Annotated in this window: 11 protein-coding genes, 9 tRNA genes, 3 rRNA genes and 1 other annotated feature; of the genes, 19 read left to right on the forward strand and 4 right to left on the reverse strand. The window is 41.9% G+C overall.

What is annotated here, in order from left to right:
- Positions 1–35: 35 nt before the first annotated feature.
- Positions 36–1,520 carry an IMP dehydrogenase gene (guaB, locus tag C7K43_RS10665; RefSeq protein ID WP_124006838.1) on the forward strand — a complete coding sequence of 495 codons (1,485 nt, stop codon included), beginning with the start codon at positions 36–38 and terminating at the stop codon, positions 1,518–1,520.
- A gap of 102 nt (positions 1,521–1,622) precedes the next feature.
- Here the strand turns inward: guaB and serS are convergent, their stop codons facing one another.
- From serS to croR, 3 genes are all read right to left on the reverse strand, one after another.
- Positions 1,623–2,894, reverse strand: coding sequence for a serine--tRNA ligase (gene serS, locus C7K43_RS10670; protein WP_124006839.1), 1,272 nt, complete (start codon positions 2,892–2,894; stop codon positions 1,623–1,625).
- Between the two features lie 59 nt (positions 2,895–2,953).
- Positions 2,954–3,155 (reverse strand) — a binding site (T-box leader).
- 34 nt (positions 3,156–3,189) lie between these two features.
- On the reverse strand, positions 3,190–4,359 hold the full coding sequence (locus C7K43_RS10675) for a sensor histidine kinase (protein ID WP_124006840.1): 1,170 nt from the start codon (positions 4,357–4,359) through the stop codon (positions 3,190–3,192).
- Positions 4,349–5,038: a response regulator transcription factor CroR gene (gene croR, locus C7K43_RS10680; protein WP_124006841.1), complete on the reverse strand. Its 690-nt coding sequence runs from the start codon at positions 5,036–5,038 to the stop codon at positions 4,349–4,351. Before croR ends, C7K43_RS10675 begins: the two co-directional genes overlap by 11 nt.
- A gap of 609 nt (positions 5,039–5,647) precedes the next feature.
- Between croR and C7K43_RS10685 the strand changes: the two genes are divergently transcribed.
- The 18 genes from C7K43_RS10685 to C7K43_RS10770 all read left to right on the forward strand — a co-directional run bounded on the left by C7K43_RS10685 (position 5,648) and on the right by C7K43_RS10770 (position 17,198).
- Positions 5,648–7,207 (forward strand): 16S ribosomal RNA (locus C7K43_RS10685).
- Between the two features lie 72 nt (positions 7,208–7,279).
- Positions 7,280–7,352 (forward strand) — tRNA-Ala (locus tag C7K43_RS10690).
- A 186-nt stretch (positions 7,353–7,538) separates the two neighbouring features.
- Positions 7,539–10,454 (forward strand): 23S ribosomal RNA (locus C7K43_RS10695).
- Between the two features lie 85 nt (positions 10,455–10,539).
- A 5S ribosomal RNA gene (gene rrf, locus C7K43_RS10700) occupies positions 10,540–10,656 on the forward strand.
- Together the 16S, 23S and 5S rRNA genes with 9 tRNA genes alongside form the textbook arrangement of a ribosomal RNA operon.
- A 7-nt stretch (positions 10,657–10,663) precedes the next feature.
- Positions 10,664–10,736 (forward strand) — tRNA-Val (locus tag C7K43_RS10705).
- 2 nt (positions 10,737–10,738) lie between these two features.
- Positions 10,739–10,811: transfer RNA gene (locus tag C7K43_RS10710), tRNA-Lys, on the forward strand.
- A gap of 14 nt (positions 10,812–10,825) precedes the next feature.
- Positions 10,826–10,907: transfer RNA gene (locus C7K43_RS10715), tRNA-Leu, on the forward strand.
- A gap of 17 nt (positions 10,908–10,924) precedes the next feature.
- Positions 10,925–10,997, forward strand: a tRNA-Thr gene (locus C7K43_RS10720).
- Positions 10,998–11,008: 11 nt separating this feature from the next.
- A tRNA-Gly gene (locus tag C7K43_RS10725) sits at positions 11,009–11,080 on the forward strand.
- 15 nt (positions 11,081–11,095) lie between these two features.
- Positions 11,096–11,182: transfer RNA gene (locus C7K43_RS10730), tRNA-Leu, on the forward strand.
- A gap of 15 nt (positions 11,183–11,197) precedes the next feature.
- A tRNA-Arg gene (locus C7K43_RS10735) sits at positions 11,198–11,271 on the forward strand.
- 3 nt (positions 11,272–11,274) lie between these two features.
- Positions 11,275–11,348: transfer RNA gene (locus C7K43_RS10740), tRNA-Pro, on the forward strand.
- A 132-nt stretch (positions 11,349–11,480) separates the two neighbouring features.
- Positions 11,481–12,359: a ribosome small subunit-dependent GTPase A gene (gene rsgA / locus C7K43_RS10745; RefSeq protein WP_124006842.1), complete on the forward strand. Its 879-nt coding sequence runs from the start codon at positions 11,481–11,483 to the stop codon at positions 12,357–12,359.
- A 10-nt stretch (positions 12,360–12,369) separates the two neighbouring features.
- Positions 12,370–13,020 (forward strand): ribulose-phosphate 3-epimerase, encoded by a 651-nt coding sequence (gene rpe, locus C7K43_RS10750; RefSeq protein WP_124006843.1) that lies wholly within the window; start codon positions 12,370–12,372, stop codon positions 13,018–13,020.
- The gene (locus tag C7K43_RS10755) at positions 13,020–13,658 is read left to right on the forward strand and encodes a thiamine diphosphokinase (RefSeq protein WP_124006844.1); all 639 of its coding nucleotides are present in this window, start codon (positions 13,020–13,022) and stop codon (positions 13,656–13,658) included. Before rpe ends, C7K43_RS10755 begins: the two co-directional genes overlap by 1 nt.
- Before the next feature lie 127 nt (positions 13,659–13,785).
- On the forward strand, positions 13,786–14,643 hold the full coding sequence (gene mreC, locus C7K43_RS10760; protein WP_124006845.1) for a rod shape-determining protein MreC: 858 nt from the start codon (positions 13,786–13,788) through the stop codon (positions 14,641–14,643).
- 2 nt (positions 14,644–14,645) lie between these two features.
- Positions 14,646–15,152, forward strand: coding sequence for a rod shape-determining protein MreD (mreD, locus tag C7K43_RS10765; protein ID WP_124006846.1), 507 nt, complete (start codon positions 14,646–14,648; stop codon positions 15,150–15,152).
- Between the two features lie 189 nt (positions 15,153–15,341).
- On the forward strand, positions 15,342–17,198 hold the full coding sequence (locus C7K43_RS10770) for a C40 family peptidase (RefSeq protein ID WP_124006847.1): 1,857 nt from the start codon (positions 15,342–15,344) through the stop codon (positions 17,196–17,198).
- A gap of 122 nt (positions 17,199–17,320) precedes the next feature.
- Here the strand turns inward: C7K43_RS10770 and C7K43_RS10775 are convergent, their stop codons facing one another.
- Positions 17,321–18,631 carry an ISL3 family transposase gene (locus tag C7K43_RS10775; RefSeq protein ID WP_124005169.1) on the reverse strand — a complete coding sequence of 437 codons (1,311 nt, stop codon included), beginning with the start codon at positions 18,629–18,631 and terminating at the stop codon, positions 17,321–17,323.
- Positions 18,632–18,767 lie beyond the last annotated feature (136 nt).

The raw sequence follows: 18,767 nt of genomic DNA on the forward strand, positions 1-18,767 counted from the left end.
TTTGCTGATCTTAAATTGAAGGAGTGTTACAGCTAATGTCCAACTGGGAAACTAAATTTGAAAAAAAGGGAATAACGTTTGATGACGTCCTACTTATCCCGCAAGAAAGTCACGTGCTACCTAACGATGTAGATATGAAGGTAAAATTAGCTGAGAATATCCAGCTTAATATTCCGATTTTAAGTGCCAGTATGGATACCGTAACAGAAAGTAATCTGGCTATTGCGATGGCCAGACAAGGCGGGCTGGGAGTTATTCATAAAAATATGTCGATTGCAGCACAAGCCGATGAGGTACGTAAAGTAAAACGGTCCGAAAGTGGCGTGATTATTGATCCTTTCTTTTTAACGCCTAATCATTTAGTATCTGAGGCAGAAGAACTAATGAGTCGTTACCGAATTAGTGGTATCCCAGTAGTAGAAACGATGGAAAATCGTAAATTGGTGGGGATTATGACGAATCGCGATTTACGTTTTGTTACTGATTATTCCATCCCAATTGGTGAAATTATGACCAAGGATGATTTGATTACAGCTCCGGTAGGAACTTCTTTGGAAGATGCAGAAGGGATTTTACAAGCGCATAAAATTGAAAAACTACCAATTGTTGACGATGAAGGGAAATTGAGCGGGTTAATTACTATTAAAGATATTGAAAAAGTCATTCAATTTCCTAATGCTGCCAAAGATGAGCATGGAAGATTGTTAGTTGCAGCGGCAGTTGGCATCACTAGTGATACACCTGAACGTGCACAAGCTTTAATAGAAGCAGGAGCTGATGCTGTTGTTATCGATACGGCTCACGGTCACAGCGCAGGTGTATTGCGTAAAATCAAAGAGATGCGCACACAATTTCCGAAAACTACATTGATTGCGGGGAATGTTGCAACGGCGCAGGGAACAAAAGCTTTATACGATGCCGGAGTCGATGTGGTAAAAGTAGGAATTGGTCCTGGTTCAATCTGTACGACTCGGGTTGTTGCCGGTGTGGGCGTGCCACAGTTAACTGCTATTTATGACGCAGCTTCTGTTGCTCGTAAATATGGCAAGACAATTATCGCTGATGGTGGAATTAAATTCTCTGGAGATATCGTAAAGGCTCTAGCAGCAGGCGGCTACGCTGTAATGTTGGGTAGTATGCTGGCAGGAACAGAGGAATCACCAGGTGAATTTGAGATCTATCAAGGTCGTCGTTTTAAGACTTACCGCGGTATGGGTTCGCTTAGCGCGATGGAAAAAGGCTCCAGTGATCGTTACTTTCAAGGTGGCGTCAATGAAGCAAATAAATTAGTTCCAGAAGGTATTGAAGGCCGAGTTGCTTATAAAGGTAGCGTGGGAGATATTATCTTTCAAATGCTAGGCGGCCTAAGATCTGGTATGGGATACGTTGGAGCAGCTAATTTAAAAGAATTACGTGATGATGCGCAATTTATTCAAATGAGCGGCAATGGTTTAAGAGAATCACATCCTCATGATATCCAAATTACAAAAGAAGCGCCAAATTATTCGGTTGAACAATAAAATAAAAAGCATGCTAACGAAAATAGTGACCCACAAAAATTAGACTGAAAAACTAATTTTTGCGGGTCACTATAGAGCTCAAACGATAGCATGTTTTTTTATTTATCCGATTTTTGTCGTATTTCCCATATAAGGGACAAGTACTTCAGGAATTGTTACGGTACCATCTGCGTTTTGATAGTTTTCTAAGATAGCAGCCACTGTACGACCTACAGCTAGACCAGAACCATTTAATGTATGGGCATAGTGTGGTTTTCCTTCTGTATCTCGATAACGAATCATTGCTCGACGTGCTTGGAAATCTTCGCAGTTTGAACAAGAACTGATTTCTCTATACATATTTTGTGCCGGAATCCATACTTCTAAGTCATAAGTTTTAGCTGCAGAAAATCCCATATCCCCCGTTGATAAAGTAATCACACGATAAGGAAGCCCCAATTTTTGTAAGATGGCTTCTGCATCAGCAGTCATTTTTTCTAATTCATCATAGGAATGTTCACTATCTGAAAATTTGACCATTTCTACCTTATTAAACTGGTGTAGACGAATTAAGCCTCTAGTATCGCGGCCAGCACTACCCGCTTCTGAGCGAAATGCAGGACTTAGTGCGGTGAAATATATTGGCAGTTGACTTTCATCTAAAATTTCATTGCTATAGTAATTTGTCAAAGGAACCTCAGCTGTGGGGATCAAGCTTAAATCACTATCTTCTAGTTGAAAAACGTCTTCAGTAAACTTAGGAAATTGGCCGGTTCCAAACATTGCTTGACTGTTTACAGCATATGGCGGAATCATTTCAGTATACCCTTGTTGGTATACATGTTGATCTAGCATGAAGTTATATAATGCACGTTCTAGACGAGCACCTAGTCCTTTGTAGTAAACAAAACGACTACCCGAAACTTTTGCTCCTCGTTCAAAGTCCAGTATGTCCAATTTTTCTGCAATATCCCAATGGTTTTTTGGCTCAAAATCAAAGGTTTGAGGCGTGTGCCATTTCCGTACTTCCACATTATCCTCTTCATCGTCACCTATAGGCACACTGCTATGAGGAAGATTTGGTAGAGCCGTAGCTATATTTTTTAAGCTTTCATCAATGTCAGCAAGTTCTTTGTCCAATTCCTTGATTTTGCTGCCGATTTCACGCATTTCACTAATTTGTTCTGATGTGTCTTCTTTATTACGTTTTGCCTGCGCAATTTTTTCAGATACGTTATTACGGTATTTTTTCTTTTCCTCGGTTTCAACTAATAAACTGCGACGTTTTTTATCTAAACGAAGAAATTCAGTTAAGTTTTCTTCTGGAACTCCTCGAGTTTGCAATTTTTCTTTGACTTCATCAAAGTGTTCACGAACCATTTTAATATCTAACACTATTTTTCCTCCTCAAAAATTATAAAATAAAAAAACTATTCCTTCCCAAAGCTGATTTTGCTTGGGACGAAATAGTTTTTCGCGGTGCCACCCAAGTTCGGCTGTGAGGCCGCACTTGTCTCTTGTAACCAAAGAGCGCAGGTTCTTTTTTTAAAAGAAGCATTGAAAACTGGATTCCATCATTTTCCTTTACTGATTTTCACCAACCACCAGCTCTCTTAAAAGGATAAATCATGTACTAGGTTTTCTGCTTGTTATTATGATGCATTTAGCATAGCTGAAAAAAATTGTTTCGTCAACTAGCAGCTTGGTTATTACTCGTTAATGGTAAATGGATGATAAAAGAGGTCCAATCAGGATTGGATTTTGCGTAAATGTAACCACCGTGCAAAGCAACAATGCTTTGAGCAATAGCTAGGCCTAGCCCGGTTCCTCCTGTTTCTTGTGAGCGTGATTCTTCCACTCGGTAAAAGCGGTCGAATAGTGAATCTAATGATTGTTTAGGGATCATTTTGCCATTATTTTTCACCGAAATAACTGCTTCAGTTCCAGTTTTTTCCAGTTGAATAATAATTCTATCAGCACCTTTACCGTATTTTAAAGCATTTGAAAGTAAATTATTGAAGACACGCACTAATTTTTCTGTATCGCCTTCCATTAAAAGCTGTTGTGGCTGAGCAGTAGTTTCAATGGTAATTCCCTTATTACGAGCTTCAAGTTCGAAATCGGCGGCCAACTGTTCTACTAATTGTACCATATCAAAAGTCATCAGGTTGACTGGATCACTCGGCTGGCGAGCTTTAGTATATTCAAATAAATCATCAACCAAGGACCTCATTTGTTTTGCTTTAACAAAAGCTGTATGTGTGTATTTCAATAGTTCTTCTTCTGAGTGATATTGTTGATCTTCAATCAATCCTAAATAACCGATAATTGAAGTCAAAGGGGTTCTAAGGTCATGACTAATATTTGTAATTAACTCATCTTTTGATTTTTCAATACGACGTTCTTCTTCAATAGCTGTAACTGTACTGTCTACTAAGCCATTAATGCTATCGACTAGCCGTGCCAAATCGCCACGTAGTTCAAAAGGGATGCGATGATCATAATGACCATTTGCAATGTAATGTAACTCGCTAATGATATGACGTTGTTGCATTTGACGGTAGCGTCGAATCAAACGCCAATATAAAAATATAATATCTAAAATAAGTAATACGGGAATTAAAAAGTTTTTTGCGCTAAGGAAAATATCCGTATTAAAGTTTCTTACAAAACTAGTTCGTGATTCAAACACCGCTTCATTTAAAGCAGGAGTGTTATTTACTATAGAAGAAAGAAGGACCAACATCGCTATATTAACAATAATTAACAAAATAATTGTGATGATCGCTTCAACAAATAGCTCACTGATTTCTTTTGATGTAAGAACGACTCTTTTTTTGGGTTCTCTTTTATTTCGCATCGATCTTGTAGCCAACTCCCCATACGGTTTGAATGATTTTTTCTCCTCCAGTGGCTTCTTCAATTTTGTCACGTAAATGACTCACGTGAACCATGACTGTTTTAGCTGAAACGACACTTTCTTGTTTCCAGACGCGTTCAAAAATTTCATCAGCACTAAAGACACGGTTTGGATGTGAAGCTAGTAAATAAAGTATGCCAAATTCTAAAGCAGTCAATTGAATCTCTTTACCACCGACTGTTCTTACTTCGTGGGAATCTCGGTTAATAACAAGCGAACTAATTTCCAAAATATCTGGTTGTTCCGAAGATACTTGCATTTGTGTTCTTCTTAGTAAAGATTTAACCCGCGCCATTACTTCTAATGGATTAAATGGTTTTATTACATAATCATCTGCACCAGCGACTAAGCCCTTGATTTTATCCATATCAGTAGTTTTGGCAGTTAATAGTATAATGGGGATTTGCGATTCCTTCCTTAATGTCTTAACGACCTGCATCCCATCTAATTCTGGCATCATAATATCCAAGATAACAAGTTCTATATCTGAAAGAGTGTGTATTTTTGATAGTACTTCTTTTCCATCATAAGCTACAACGGGTTCATAACCTTCGTTGTGTAAGTAGATACTTAATAATTCAACAATTTCTTTATCATCGTCAGCGACTAATATTTTCATTTAGAGTCCTCCTCATTAGTTAACGGTAATCTTTAGTTGTATTTTACCAAAAAAAAGGAAAATTTGATAAGTTTATACTTAATCTTTAGAGAATAATAGAAATTGTTATGAGGAGTCTCTTTTAAAAAACGAACATTGTATTAAAAAAGTAATGAGTTTTAGGGGATTTATTTAATAGAAGCGAACAAAAACCGGCTGTAAACCAAAAGAAAGCGAAACAACTAGAAACGTTGACATAACAACGATTTTTCTATTGACGAATGATTAGTTTATTGGTATATTATTACTTGTCTTCAGACAGAGCAATTATTTTTAAAACTAGCGAATAGGTTAGTACATTAAAAATATAAAATTCACTGATTGAAGCTAGTAAAATAAAGCTGTAAAACTTTTGTAAAAAAGCATTGACAAAAGCTTGTCACGCTGATAAGATATAAAAGTTGCTACGGCGACAAATAGTAGACCTTTGAAAACTGAACAAAGCAAGCAAACGAACCAATGTGTAGGGCGCTTCTAAAAGAAGCAACAAACATTAACAACAACGCAAGCAAGACGCAAGCGTAAAAGTAACAAGAGCTGAAACGATCAACGGTGTTGATCGATCAAATTCAAGATGAGAGTTTGATCCTGGCTCAGGACGAACGCTGGCGGCGTGCCTAATACATGCAAGTCGAACGCTGCTTCGATCGAAACTTCGGTTTCTTTTGAAGCGGAGTGGCGGACGGGTGAGTAACACGTGGGGAACCTATCCATCAGCGGGGGATAACACTTGGAAACAGGTGCTAATACCGCATAAGGCTTTCTTTCGCCTGAAAGAAAGCTAAAAGGCGCTTTTTGCGTCACTGATGGCTGGTCCCGCGGTGCATTAGCCAGTTGGTGAGGTAACGGCTCACCAAAGCAACGATGCATAGCCGACCTGAGAGGGTGATCGGCCACACTGGGACTGAGACACGGCCCAGACTCCTACGGGAGGCAGCAGTAGGGAATCTTCGGCAATGGACGAAAGTCTGACCGAGCAACGCCGCGTGAGTGAAGAAGGTTTTCGGATCGTAAAGCTCTGTTGTCAGTAAAGAACAGGAAAAAGAGGCAATGCTTTTTCTATGACGGTAGCTGACCAGAAAGCCACGGCTAACTACGTGCCAGCAGCCGCGGTAATACGTAGGTGGCAAGCGTTGTCCGGATTTATTGGGCGTAAAGCGAGCGCAGGCGGTGATTTAAGTCTGATGTGAAAGCCCCCGGCTCAACCGGGGAGGGTCATTGGAAACTGGATCACTTGAGTGCAGAAGAGGAGAGTGGAATTCCATGTGTAGCGGTGAAATGCGTAGATATATGGAGGAACACCAGTGGCGAAGGCGGCTCTCTGGTCTGTAACTGACGCTGAGGCTCGAAAGCGTGGGTAGCAAACAGGATTAGATACCCTGGTAGTCCACGCCGTAAACGATGAGTGCTAAGTGTTGGAGGGTTTCCGCCCTTCAGTGCTGCAGTTAACGCATTAAGCACTCCGCCTGGGGAGTACGGCCGCAAGGTTGAAACTCAAAGGAATTGACGGGGGCCCGCACAAGCGGTGGAGCATGTGGTTTAATTCGAAGCAACGCGAAGAACCTTACCAGGTCTTGACATCCTTTGACCACGCGAGAGATCGCGTTTCCCCTTCGGGGGCAAAGTGACAGGTGGTGCATGGTTGTCGTCAGCTCGTGTCGTGAGATGTTGGGTTAAGTCCCGCAACGAGCGCAACCCTTATTGTTAGTTGCCAGCATTCAGTTGGGCACTCTAGCAAGACTGCCGGTGACAAACCGGAGGAAGGTGGGGATGACGTCAAATCATCATGCCCCTTATGACCTGGGCTACACACGTGCTACAATGGGAAGTACAACGAGCAAGCCAAGCCGCAAGGCCGCGCGAATCTCTGAAAGCTTCTCTCAGTTCGGATTGCAGGCTGCAACTCGCCTGCATGAAGCCGGAATCGCTAGTAATCGCGGATCAGCATGCCGCGGTGAATCCGTTCCCGGGCCTTGTACACACCGCCCGTCACACCACGAGAGTTTGTAACACCCAAAGTCGGTGCGGCAACCTCATTAGAGGAGCCAGCCGCCTAAGGTGGGATGAATGATTGGGGTGAAGTCGTAACAAGGTAGCCGTATCGGAAGGTGCGGCTGGATCACCTCCTTTCTAAGGAAAAATTACGGAAGTTTTACACATCGTTTGCGCTTTGTTCAGTTTTGAGAGGTCTACCCCCGCAAGGGGGCCTTAGCTCAGATGGGAGAGCGCCTGCTTTGCACGCAGGAGGTCAGCGGTTCGATCCCGCTAGGCTCCATGAACGACCTTTAAGGTCGTTACCTTTGGTTCTTTGAAAACTGGATAGAAAAACAACAATCAACACCAACCGAGAATCGCGTTGAACGCGTTTTTGAAAGAGTTCAAAAAAAAAGCGGCCATCGATGGGCTTTTATCGCTAAAAGTATAGAACCATCGTTGGTCCCTCGACCGTAAGGTCGAGTAAGGTTAAGTAGAAAAGGGCACACGGTGAATGCCTTGGCACTAGGAGCCGATGAAGGACGGGACCAACACCGATATGCTCTGGGGAGCTGTAAGTAAGCTAGGATCCAGAGATTTCCGAATGGGGAAACCCCGCATTTTTAATCGAATGTGGCTTGATCTGTGAATACATAGCAGGCAAGCGGTAGACGCAGGGAACTGAAACATCTTAGTACCTGCAGGAAGAAAAAGAAAACTCGATTCCCTGAGTAGCGGCGAGCGAAACGGGAAGAGCCCAAACCAGGATGCTTGCATCTTGGGGTTGTAGGACGTTAACAGCACAAGAAAAAGGGCAGCCAAAGGATCTGGAACGATCCGCCAGAGCGGGTAAGAGCCCCGTAGGCGAAGGCCGGCAACTTGTTTTAACGGATCCTGAGTACGGCGGCACACGCGAAATGCCGTCGGAAACCGGGAGGACCATCTCCCAAGGCTAAATACTCCCTAGTGACCGATAGTGAACCAGTACCGTGAGGGAAAGGTGAAAAGCACCCCGGAAGGGAGTGAAAGAGATCCTGAAACCGTGTGCTTACAACAAGTTAGAGCCCGTTAATGGGTGATAGCGTGCCTTTTGCAGAATGAACCGGCGAGTTGCGTTGGCTGGCGAGGTTAAGTCGTAAAAAGACGGAGCCGCAGCGAAAGCGAGTCTGAAATGGGCGCTTTGAGTCAGTCGACGCAGACCCGAAACCAGGTGATCTACCCATGTCCAGGTTGAAGGTGCGGTAAAACGCACTGGAGGACCGAACCCACGTACGTTGAAAAGTGCGGGGATGAGGTGTGGGTAGCGGAGAAATTCCAAACGAACTTGGAGATAGCTGGTTCTCTCCGAAATAGCTTTAGGGCTAGCGTCGAGGAACGAATGATGGAGGTAGAGCACTGTTTGGACGAGGGGCCCTTTCGGGTTACCGAATGCAGATAAACTCCGAATGCCATTCATTTTGCCTCGGCAGTCAGACGGTGAGTGATAAGATCCATCGTCGAAAGGGAAACAGCCCAGACCACCAGCTAAGGCCCCTAAATGTATGTTAAGTGGAAAAGGAGGTGGGGTTGCTCAGACAACTAGGATGTTGGCTCAGAAGCAGCCATCATTGAAAGAGTGCGTAATAGCTCACTAGTCGAGTGACCCTGCGCCGAAAATTTACCGGGGCTAAACATACTGCCGAAGCTGTGGAATGCACCTTTAGGTGCATTGGTAGGAGAGCGTTCTAAGGGCAGAGAAGGCAGATCGTAAGGACTGCTGGAGCGCTTAGAAGTGAGAATGCCGGTATGAGTAGCGAAAGACAGGTGAGAATCCTGTCCACCGTAAGACTAAGGTTTCCTGGGGAAGGCTCGTCCGCCCAGGGTTAGTCGGGACCTAAGCTGAGGCCGAAAGGCGTAGGCGATGGCCAACAGGTTGATATTCCTGTACCTGTTGTCTTCATTTGAGTGATGGAGGGACGCAGGAGGCAAAAGAAAGCAGACGAATGGAAAGGTCTGTCCAAGCAGTGAGTCGGAGAAAGAGTGAAAGGCTTTTTCTTGACAACGACCAGCTGTGACGGGGAGGGAAATTTAAGTACCGAAGTTCTGGCGTCACACTGCCAAGAAAAACTTCTAGCAAGAAGGCAATGGCCCGTACCGCAAACCGACACAGGTAGTCGAGGAGAGTATCCTCAGGTGAGCGAGCGAACTCTCGTTAAGGAACTCGGCAAAATGACCCCGTAACTTCGGGAGAAGGGGTGCTGCTCTAACGAGCAGCCGCAGTGAATAGGCCCAAGCGACTGTTTATCAAAAACACAGGTCTCTGCAAAATCGTAAGATGACGTATAGGGGCTGACGCCTGCCCGGTGCTGGAAGGTTAAGAGGAGTGCTTAGCGTAAGCGAAGGTACGAATTGAAGCCCCAGTAAACGGCGGCCGTAACTATAACGGTCCTAAGGTAGCGAAATTCCTTGTCGGGTAAGTTCCGACCCGCACGAAAGGCGTAACGATTTGGGCACTGTCTCAACGAGAGACTCGGTGAAATTTTAGTACCTGTGAAAATGCAGGTTACCCGCGACAGGACGGAAAGACCCCATGGAGCTTTACTGTAATTTGATATTGCGTGTCTGTACCGCATGTACAGGATAGGTAGGAGCCGTAGAATTCGGGACGCGAGTCTCGAAGGAGGCATCAGTGGGATACTACCCTTGCGTTATGGCCACTCTAACCCGCGCCACTCAGCGTGGCGGGAGACAGTGTCAGATGGGCAGTTTGACTGGGGCGGTCGCCTCCCAAAAGGTAACGGAGGCGCCCAAGGTTCCCTCAGAATGGTTGGAAATCATTCAACGAGTGTAAAGGCAGAAGGGAGCTTGACTGCGAGACAGACAAGTCGAGCAGGGACGAAAGTCGGGCTTAGTGATCCGGTGGTTCCGCATGGAAGGGCCATCGCTCAACGGATAAAAGCTACCCTGGGGATAACAGGCTTATCTCCCCCAAGAGTCCACATCGACGGGGAGGTTTGGCACCTCGATGTCGGCTCGTCGCATCCTGGGGCTGTAGTCGGTCCCAAGGGTTGGGCTGTTCGCCCATTAAAGCGGCACGCGAGCTGGGTTCAGAACGTCGTGAGACAGTTCGGTCCCTATCCGTCGCGGGCGTAGGAAATTTGCGAGGCGCTGTCCTTAGTACGAGAGGACCGGGATGGACCTACCGCTGGTGTACCAGTTGTCGTGCCAACGGCATCGCTGGGTAGCTATGTAGGGCAGGAATAAACGCTGAAAGCATCTAAGCGTGAAGTCCCCCTCAAGATGAGATTTCCCCTTTCTTCAAAGAAAGTAAGATCCCTGAAAGAAGATCAGGTAGATAGGTCCGAAGTGGAAGACCCGTGAGGGTTGGAGCGGACGGATACTAATCGATCGAGGACTTAACCACAGGTTCAAGGGTTTTCGGTTGCGAATGGAGGTTGTTTTTCATCCAGTTTTGAGAGAACGAAAGGTTCACTCAACATGATTTTGTGTGTGGTGGCGATCGCAAGAAGGAGACACCTGTTCCCATGCCGAACACAGTCGTTAAGCTTCTTAGCGCCAATTGTAGTGAGGGGTTATCCCCTTGTGAGAGTCGGACGTCGCCACGCGGAATCAGGAGGTTTAGCTCAGCTGGGAGAGCATCTGCCTTACAAGCAGAGGGTCATAGGTTCGAGCCCTATAACCTCCATTGAGTCGTTAGCTCAGTTGGTAGAGCATCTGACTTTTAATCAGAGGGTCACAGGTTCGAACCCTGTACGACTCATTTTAGATCAATCAGCGGGTGTGGCGGAATTGGCAGACGCACTAGATTTAGGATCTAGCGCCGCAAGGCGTGGGGGTTCAAGTCCCTTCACCCGCATGGCATGATAGACATGCGCCGGCTTAGCTCAGTTGGTAGAGCATCTGATTTGTAATCAGAGGGTCGAGGGTTCAAGTCCTTTAGCCGGCATCTAAAGAGCTGCGGAAATAGCTCAGCGGTAGAGCACCACCTTGCCAAGGTGGGGGTCGCGGGTTCGAATCCCGTTTTCCGCTTGATGCCAAAACCACGCCGGGGTGGCGGAACTGGCAGACGCACAGGACTTAAAATCCTGCGGTAAGTGTATTACCGTACCGGTTCGATTCCGGTCCTCGGCATTGTTTCATTGTATTGCGCCCATAGCTCAACTGGACAGAGTGTCTGACTACGGATCAGAAGGTTGAGGGTTCAAATCCTTCTGGGCGCGTAACGGGAAGTAGCTCAGCTTGGTAGAGCACTTGGTTTGGGACCAAGGGGTCGTAGGTTCGAATCCTGTCTTCCCGATTTTTTATTGTAATAAAGGTACTTGAGGAAAGGAAATTTCTTTTCTTCTAGTGCCTTTTTTTGTATGAGTTGAGATATAACTGAAATTGAAATATGATACAATACAATTAAAAAGATAAAGGAGGCGGATTATTGAAGGGTCAAATCCAAAAAGCGTTGAGCGGATTTTACTATATTTATTCAGAAGGTAAAATTTATCAAACAAGAGCCCGTGGAAACTTTCGTAATCGAAAAATTACTCCCTTAGTTGGAGATTATGCTGTTTTTGAGAGTGAAAATTTAACTGAAGGTTATTTACTTGAGATATTGCCTAGAAAGAATAAATTGTTACGCCCACCAGTAGCAAATGTTGATCAAGGAATCATTGTAATAAGTTTGGTTGAACCGCAATTTTCTTATTTTTTATTAGATCGTTTTTTAGTAAGTATTGAATATGAAGATATCGAACCGATTATTTATTTGAGTAAGGCCGATTTACAAATAGAAAATAAACTGCTTAATGAAATTATCTCAACCTATCAAAAAATTGGTTATACTGTGATTGTTTCGAATGAGGAAGAGGCGATGGAAAAACTAATCGGTTTATTTCCTGATCGTTTAACGGTTTTTACCGGTCAATCTGGTACGGGGAAATCAACTTTATTGAATCGTTTAATGCCACAGTTAGAATTAGAAACAGCAGAAATTTCTGACGCTTTAGGCCGTGGCCGACATACCACTAGGCATGTTGAATTACTCTCAATTGCGGATGGGTTGGTTGCTGATACACCAGGATTTAGTGCGATTAATTTCTTTGATATCACTGAAAGAGAGTTAGCAAAACAATTCCCAGAATTTGTGCAAGCCTCACCACACTGTCGTTTTCGTGAATGCCTCCACTTAAATGAGCCTGATTGTGAGGTTAAACGGCAAGTAGAAACAGGCGATATCGCTAAAAGTAGATACGAGAACTATGTTCGTTTTTTGGAAGAAATTAAAAAGAGAAAACCAATTTATAAAAAGAAAAGGTAGGGTTTTAATAATGAAAATTTCACCATCGATTTTAAGCGCGAATTTTGCAAATTTACAACGTGATATTGAATTAGTTGAAAAAAACGGTGCAGATTATATTCATGTAGATGTAATGGATGGTCATTTTGTGCCTAATATTACGTTTGGTCCCAATGTGATTCAGGCTATCCGTCCTACGACTAAATTACCATTGGATACTCATTTAATGATTGAAAATCCGGAAGATTATATTGATGCTTTTGCTGAAGCAGGAGCTGATATTATTGGAGTTCATGTTGAAGCTACGGCACACATTCATCGTGCGATACAATTGATTAAAAATAAGAACGTTCGTGCAGAAGTGGTCATTAACCCTGGAACTCCTGTTGAAGCCATTTACCATGTATTACCTATGGTAGATCAAGTACTTGTAATGACTGTTAACCCAGGTTTTGGCGGACAATCTTTTATTGAAGAGTCGCTAAACAAGATTCAACAATTAGCTAAATTAAAAGATGAAAAGGGTTATCATTATGACATAGAAGTTGATGGAGGAATTGTTCCTGAAACAGCTCAACGTTGTAAAGAAGCAGGTGCTAATGTTTTTGTTGCAGGTAGTTATATTTTTGTTGCAGAGCAACCTAAAAAACAAATCCAACTTTTGAAAGAAGCGATTGAATAATGAATGTTTTACTGGCGGCAGGAGGACCGATTTCCCAGTGGCCAAATATAGCAAAGCAGTACGAACTATACGTCGGTATTGATCGAGGCAGCCTTTTTTTACAACAAAAACAGCTGCCGATAAACATTGCTATTGGAGACTTCGATTCACTGAACACGCAAGAGCGTGAAAGGATTTTTAAATTAGCTGACAAAGTGGTTACTTCTCCTGCTGAAAAGGATGATACAGATACTCAATTAGCGCTAGACCTTATTTTAAGAGAACATCCAAATGCTAAAGTTACAGTGGTTGGTGCAACGGGAGGAAGAATCGATCACTTTTTAGCAAATTTTTGGATGGTTTTGGAACCACGATTTCGTAAACATAGTCAAAATATTTATCTACAGGATAAACAAAATTCAATTTCCTTTCTGCTTCCGGGAGAACATACGATTACAAAAGAAGCTGATAAACAATATTTGGCTTTTTGTTGCTTGACTCCAGTATCTGAACTAACATTGGCAAAAAGCAAGTATACGTTAGATAAGCAAGAGGTTTTATACCCAATATCATATGCGAGTAACGAATTTATTGGCGAGCAAGCGGAAGTCTCATTTTCAAAGGGAATAATCGCGGTGATTCAAAGTAAAGACGCTTAACAGAACGAATATATTATCTTTTATAAAAAATAGTTTAAAAAAAGTTAAGAGTGGCTAGTTATCTTTTGTTTAAAGCTATTTAGTGGTACAATCTATCCATTGAGTTTGAAATAATTGGGGTGCACTTGTGAAAAAATTTAATCCAAATAAAAATATTATTATTACCTTAATTATCGTGATTATCATTGTCACTGTTTTGAGTATCACTATGGCTAGACGAGCTGTTGATCAAAAAGCTTCTTTTGCACAAGTAGTTGTCAATGATACTGTTGCAACGGTAGATAAAGTCTTATACACGCCAGTACGTTGGTTTGAAGACGGCGTTGGATCAATCCAAGATTTATTTGTAACCTACCAAGAAAATGAACGGTTAAAAGGAAGAATTGATAATTATGATGAAGTTGTTCAACAAAATGAAAGTCAGAAACGAGAGATCGCGAATTTAAAGGAAGAATTAGATCTAAATGAAACACTAACGAATTATGAGAAAAAAGCAGCGAATGTTATCTCACGTTCACCAGATTCTTGGCAAGATATAATGATCGTTGATCAAGGTTCAAATCAAGGTATCAGTGATAATATGGCTGTTATGGCTAAAAATGGCCTGATTGGTCGCGTACTTGAAGTTAATGCAAACTCTTCTAAAGTAGAGTTGTTAACCTCTGACAATCAAACAAGTAATCATTTTCCAGTTCGAATAACGACCGAAGATGGCGATGCTTTTGGATTGTTAAAAGGCTATGATCGTCGTCAACAAGCGTTGGTTGTTGAAGAATTGACTGGGGAAACAGGTATCAAAAAAGATGATACAGTTCAAACTTCGGGACTGGGAGGAAATTCTCCATCAGATTTGAATGTTGGTAAAGTCATTGAGGCAGAACCTGATGACTTTGGCTTAGATCGTAAAGTATATGTCCAACCGGCAGCAGATGTAAATGATGTGTCTGTTGTTACGATTATCGAGCGCACAGTAGGTGAAGACTAGTTATGAATAAAGTTAAAAAACAATATGTGGCAGCTCCGATTTTCTTTTTGGTAATGTTATTAGATAGCCATTTAACCCGTACATTGTCAGCATGGAGCGATGGGGCTAACGTTTGGAAAACACATCTATTATTACTGATCTTGATGTTTTGTGTACCAAAATTTTCAAAACGTTATATGATTACAACCGCTATTATCTTAGGTAGTATATTTGACTTGTACTATATAGGTGTATTAGGCATTTATGCTGTGAGTTTTCCATTAGCTGTTTGGGGGATGTACTTGTTATTTAATCTCCTTTATCAAAATATATTCACTATGTTTTTTGGTTGGATTATTTTGATAACGGGCTATGAATTGGCAGCTGCGGGTATTCAAATTATTTTTCAAATATCAGTGATTAACCCAATTTTCTTTGCAACTAATTTTTTAGGGCCAACTTTATTAGTTAATATTTTATTCTTTTTCATTATTTATTACATTGTCAAGGTGTTATTCCGCTGGGAATAACACCTATTTTTTACAATCAAAGAGACGTTAGATTAAATATATATTTCAAAAATGAAATATATTTGTAACAATTCTTTTATTGTAATGTCATACGGCTGTGTTACAATCATTTTATCGTTGAAAAAGTGTTTAAGATTTCTTAACTTCTTAAGCAATTATAAAATAAATTTAAAGTTGGAGGAATGAAAAGTGAAAAGACGTGTATTGACGGCGTTATTAACATGCTCATTAACACTTACTGCAGTTGCAGCTCCAAGCGTAGTCTTGGCAGATGACTTTGATCAGCAAATTGAAGAGAAAAGTAAAGAAATTGATGACTTGCATGGGCAACAAGCAAGTATTCAATCAGAAATTGATTCGTTGGAAGGCGAAGTTTCAGGTATTAACGAGAAGGCAGAAAGTTTACTTGCAAAACAACAAGAATTAGATGAACAATCTAAAAAATTAGAGCAAGAAATTAGCGATTTGCAAAATCGTATCGACAAACGTGAAGAAGCAATTCGCGAACAAGCTCGTGATGTGCAAGTAAATGGTTCAGATACCAACATCATTGATGCAGTTTTAAACTCTGATTCATTGACAGATGCTTTTGGCCGTGTTCAAGCAATGAACACGATCGTAAATGCAAACAATGATTTAGTAGAACAACAAAAAGAAGATAAAGAAGCTGTTGAAAGCAAAAAAGCTGAAAATGATGAAAAACAAAAAGAAATTCAAGCTAACCAAGCGAGTTTAGAAGAACAAAAAGGCCAATTGGAACAAAGCCAAGCTGACCTAGACTATAAAAAAGCTGATTTAGCTTTACAAGAAGCTTCTAAGAACGACGAAAAAGAAGAAATTCAAAAACGTAAAGATGAAGCAGAAGCAGAACAAGCACGTATTGCTGAAGAACAAAAACGCGTCGAAGAAGCACGTCAACAAGCAGAAGCAGAAGCTCAACAACAACAAGAAGCTGAAGCAGCTGCTGCCGCTCAAGAAGCAGAGCAAGAGGAAGCTTCAGAAGAGCAACCAGAAGCAACAGTTGAATCTGAAGAAGAATCAGTAGAACAAGAAGCACCGGCTACTACTGAAGAATCAGAAGAACAACCAGCAACTTCTGAAGAAGAAGTGGAAGAACCAGAAGCAACTGAAGAGTCTCAAGAAGAGCCAGAAGTAACTGAAGAAACACAAGAATCAGAAGAGGCTCCGGAAGTTGAAGAATCAGAAGAACAACCAGCAACTTCTGAAGAAGAAGTAGAAGAACCAGAAACAACAGAAGAATCAACCGAAGTAGAAGAAGTAGCACCAGAAACTACGACTACTGAAGAATCAGAAGAACCACAAGAAACAACAACAGAAGAACCAGTAGCTCCTGAAGAAACACAAGTACAAGAAGAACCAGAAGCAACTGAAGAGTCTCAAGAAGCGCCAGTAGAAGAACCAGAAACAACAGAAGAGTCAACTGAAGCGCCAGCACCAGCTCCTGTTGAATCAAGCGAAGAAGCGTCAGAAACGACTACGTCTTCTGAACAACCAGCAACTTCTTCAACTGTTGAAGAAAATGTTCAACCAGAAGCACCAGCAAGCTCTGATCAAGGTAATTCTAGCAATGGAAATCAAAACAACTCTGGTAACCAAGGTAGTAATCAACCAACAGACGTTTCAACAAAACCAGAAGAGCCTAAAGAAGAAACTTCTGCACCATCTCCAAGTGCTGATGGTTCAGCTATCGTAGCTGAAGCGCAAAAATATATGGGAACACCATATGCATGGGGCGGAAGAACACCAGATGGATTTGACTGTTCAGGATTTACTCAATATGTTTACAAACAAGTAACAGGTAGAGATATCGGTACTTACACTGTACCGCAAGAAAATGCCGGCACTCAAATTTCTGTTAGTGAAGCACAAGCAGGGGATTTATTGTTCTGGGGTTCTAAAGGAAGTACTTATCACGTAGCAATTTCTACAGGTGGTAGCTCATTTATCCACGCACCAAAACCAGGTGACACTGTTAAAAATGGTGATACTCAATACTTTACACCAAGCTTTGCAGTAAGAATGTAGGATCGAATTTTAAAAATTAAAGTTTAAAAGCTGACGAAGACTCGTCAGCTTTTTTGGCTCTTTGTCAACTGGTGTTGGTAAAGAAAACTCGATAAATAAAGGAAGCAGTTAGGCGCTATGGTCTAGCTGCTTTTTTTAGTTTGTATAGGTAAGGGTCCGGGTTGGAAATACTTTCCTCGGTATAAAAAGATCCGTTGCCGAAAGTTCTCAAAGCTATGGAAACCATAAGCGACTCGTTTTAGGACTTTAATATGATTATTTAAACCTTCTAAAGGACCATTAGAGTAAGGCACCGTTAAAGCCAGCCGGATCTCTTGTCGATACTTGCGAAAGGTCTTGACTACGGGCTGAAACGGGTCAGGAAGCTGAGACAAATCGGTTTTTAATAATTGATCCAAACGTTCGATATCTTGCTTATGAAATGCAGAAAGGAACGATTGATAGATTTTATAGCCTTGTCTAAGCGTGGAATGATAACTTAATAAGCGGTCGACAATCTCTTGCTCGGTTAAATGATCCCGAAAACTAGGCCGCCAATATCGTTTTTTGTAATCCAGTGCCCAAGCTTTTTTCTGTAGAAGTTTCCAATATTTTTTGAGGTGCTTATATTCTTTTTGCCGACGGTTAAAGGTGTTCATCACTTGTTTCCGTTGTTGTTGGAAAGCTCGCCCAATATGTTGGCTCATATGGAAACGATCAATGACTAACTGCGCATTAGGAAAAAGGGCTTTAACTAAGGAAGCATACGGACTGTAAAAATCCGAAACGACATAGTGCACCTTGGCTCTTTCCTCTCTAGGATAACGAGCGAAAAAGGCTTCTAAATGAGGCAGTTGTCGATTAGCGACAATCTCTAAGAGTTGCCGCGTTTTCCCATTCATCATAATAAAACTCATGGCACCAGAAACTCGTTTGACCGATTGAAATTCATCAAAACAAAGTACTTCCGGTAAGGAAGTATTGGGGGTTAGCTGTTTAGGTTGAAAACTATGCAGCACACGTAAAACTGTCGTCGGCGAAACATGCTTCAACCGGGCGACCATTGACATCGACAAGGGTTGAGCTAATTTTTCTGCAATGGCGAGTTTGACGCGTCGAGCGATCGAACAATGACGGTCCGCGACACTGGTTTCGGCGATAGAAGTTTTCCCGCAAGTTTTACAACGAAAACGTTGTTTCTTCATTTTAAGTAAGGTTTTGTATTCACTCACATCGTTAAGCTGAATCGTCACTTCCTTGAATCCCCATTTCATTAAACAAGCCGTATCTTCTTCGCCACAGTGAAAACAGGCTTGTGGACGATAAGAAAGCTGACCATAAAAGACAAAACAAATGACGCCGTTAATGGCTTCTTTTTGGAAACAATCTTCTTCAAAAGTCAGATTTAAGTCTAGGATATCTAGGATTTCTTTAGTATAATGAGAGATGGACATCTTGAAACACTCCTTTGGATATTTGTTTGGTACCTTTATTCTACGGGTTTTCAAGGTGTCTGTTTTCTATTTTGCTCAGAAAATATAAAAAAACTAGTATGGGCTACAAGAAAATCATTCTTGTCTACCAACACTA

It is taken from the genome of Tetragenococcus koreensis, from assembly GCF_003795145.1.
GTDB lineage: Bacteria > Bacillota > Bacilli > Lactobacillales > Enterococcaceae > Tetragenococcus > Tetragenococcus koreensis.

Bases quoted from the DNA above. Each gene is read 5' to 3' on its own strand.
- guaB (WP_124006838.1), top strand. From the start codon at position 36: ATGTCCAACTGGGAAACTAAATTTGAAAAAAAGGGAATAACGTTTGAT.
- C7K43_RS10675 (WP_124006840.1), bottom strand. From the start codon at position 4,359: ATGCGAAATAAAAGAGAACCCAAAAAAAGAGTCGTTCTTACATCAAAA.
- mreD (WP_124006846.1), top strand. From the start codon at position 14,646: ATGAATAAAGTTAAAAAACAATATGTGGCAGCTCCGATTTTCTTTTTG.
- croR (WP_124006841.1), bottom strand. From the start codon at position 5,038: ATGAAAATATTAGTCGCTGACGATGATAAAGAAATTGTTGAATTATTA.
- C7K43_RS10775 (WP_124005169.1), bottom strand. From the start codon at position 18,631: ATGTCCATCTCTCATTATACTAAAGAAATCCTAGATATCCTAGACTTA.
- rpe (WP_124006843.1), top strand. From the start codon at position 12,370: ATGAAAATTTCACCATCGATTTTAAGCGCGAATTTTGCAAATTTACAA.
- C7K43_RS10755 (WP_124006844.1), top strand. From the start codon at position 13,020: ATGAATGTTTTACTGGCGGCAGGAGGACCGATTTCCCAGTGGCCAAAT.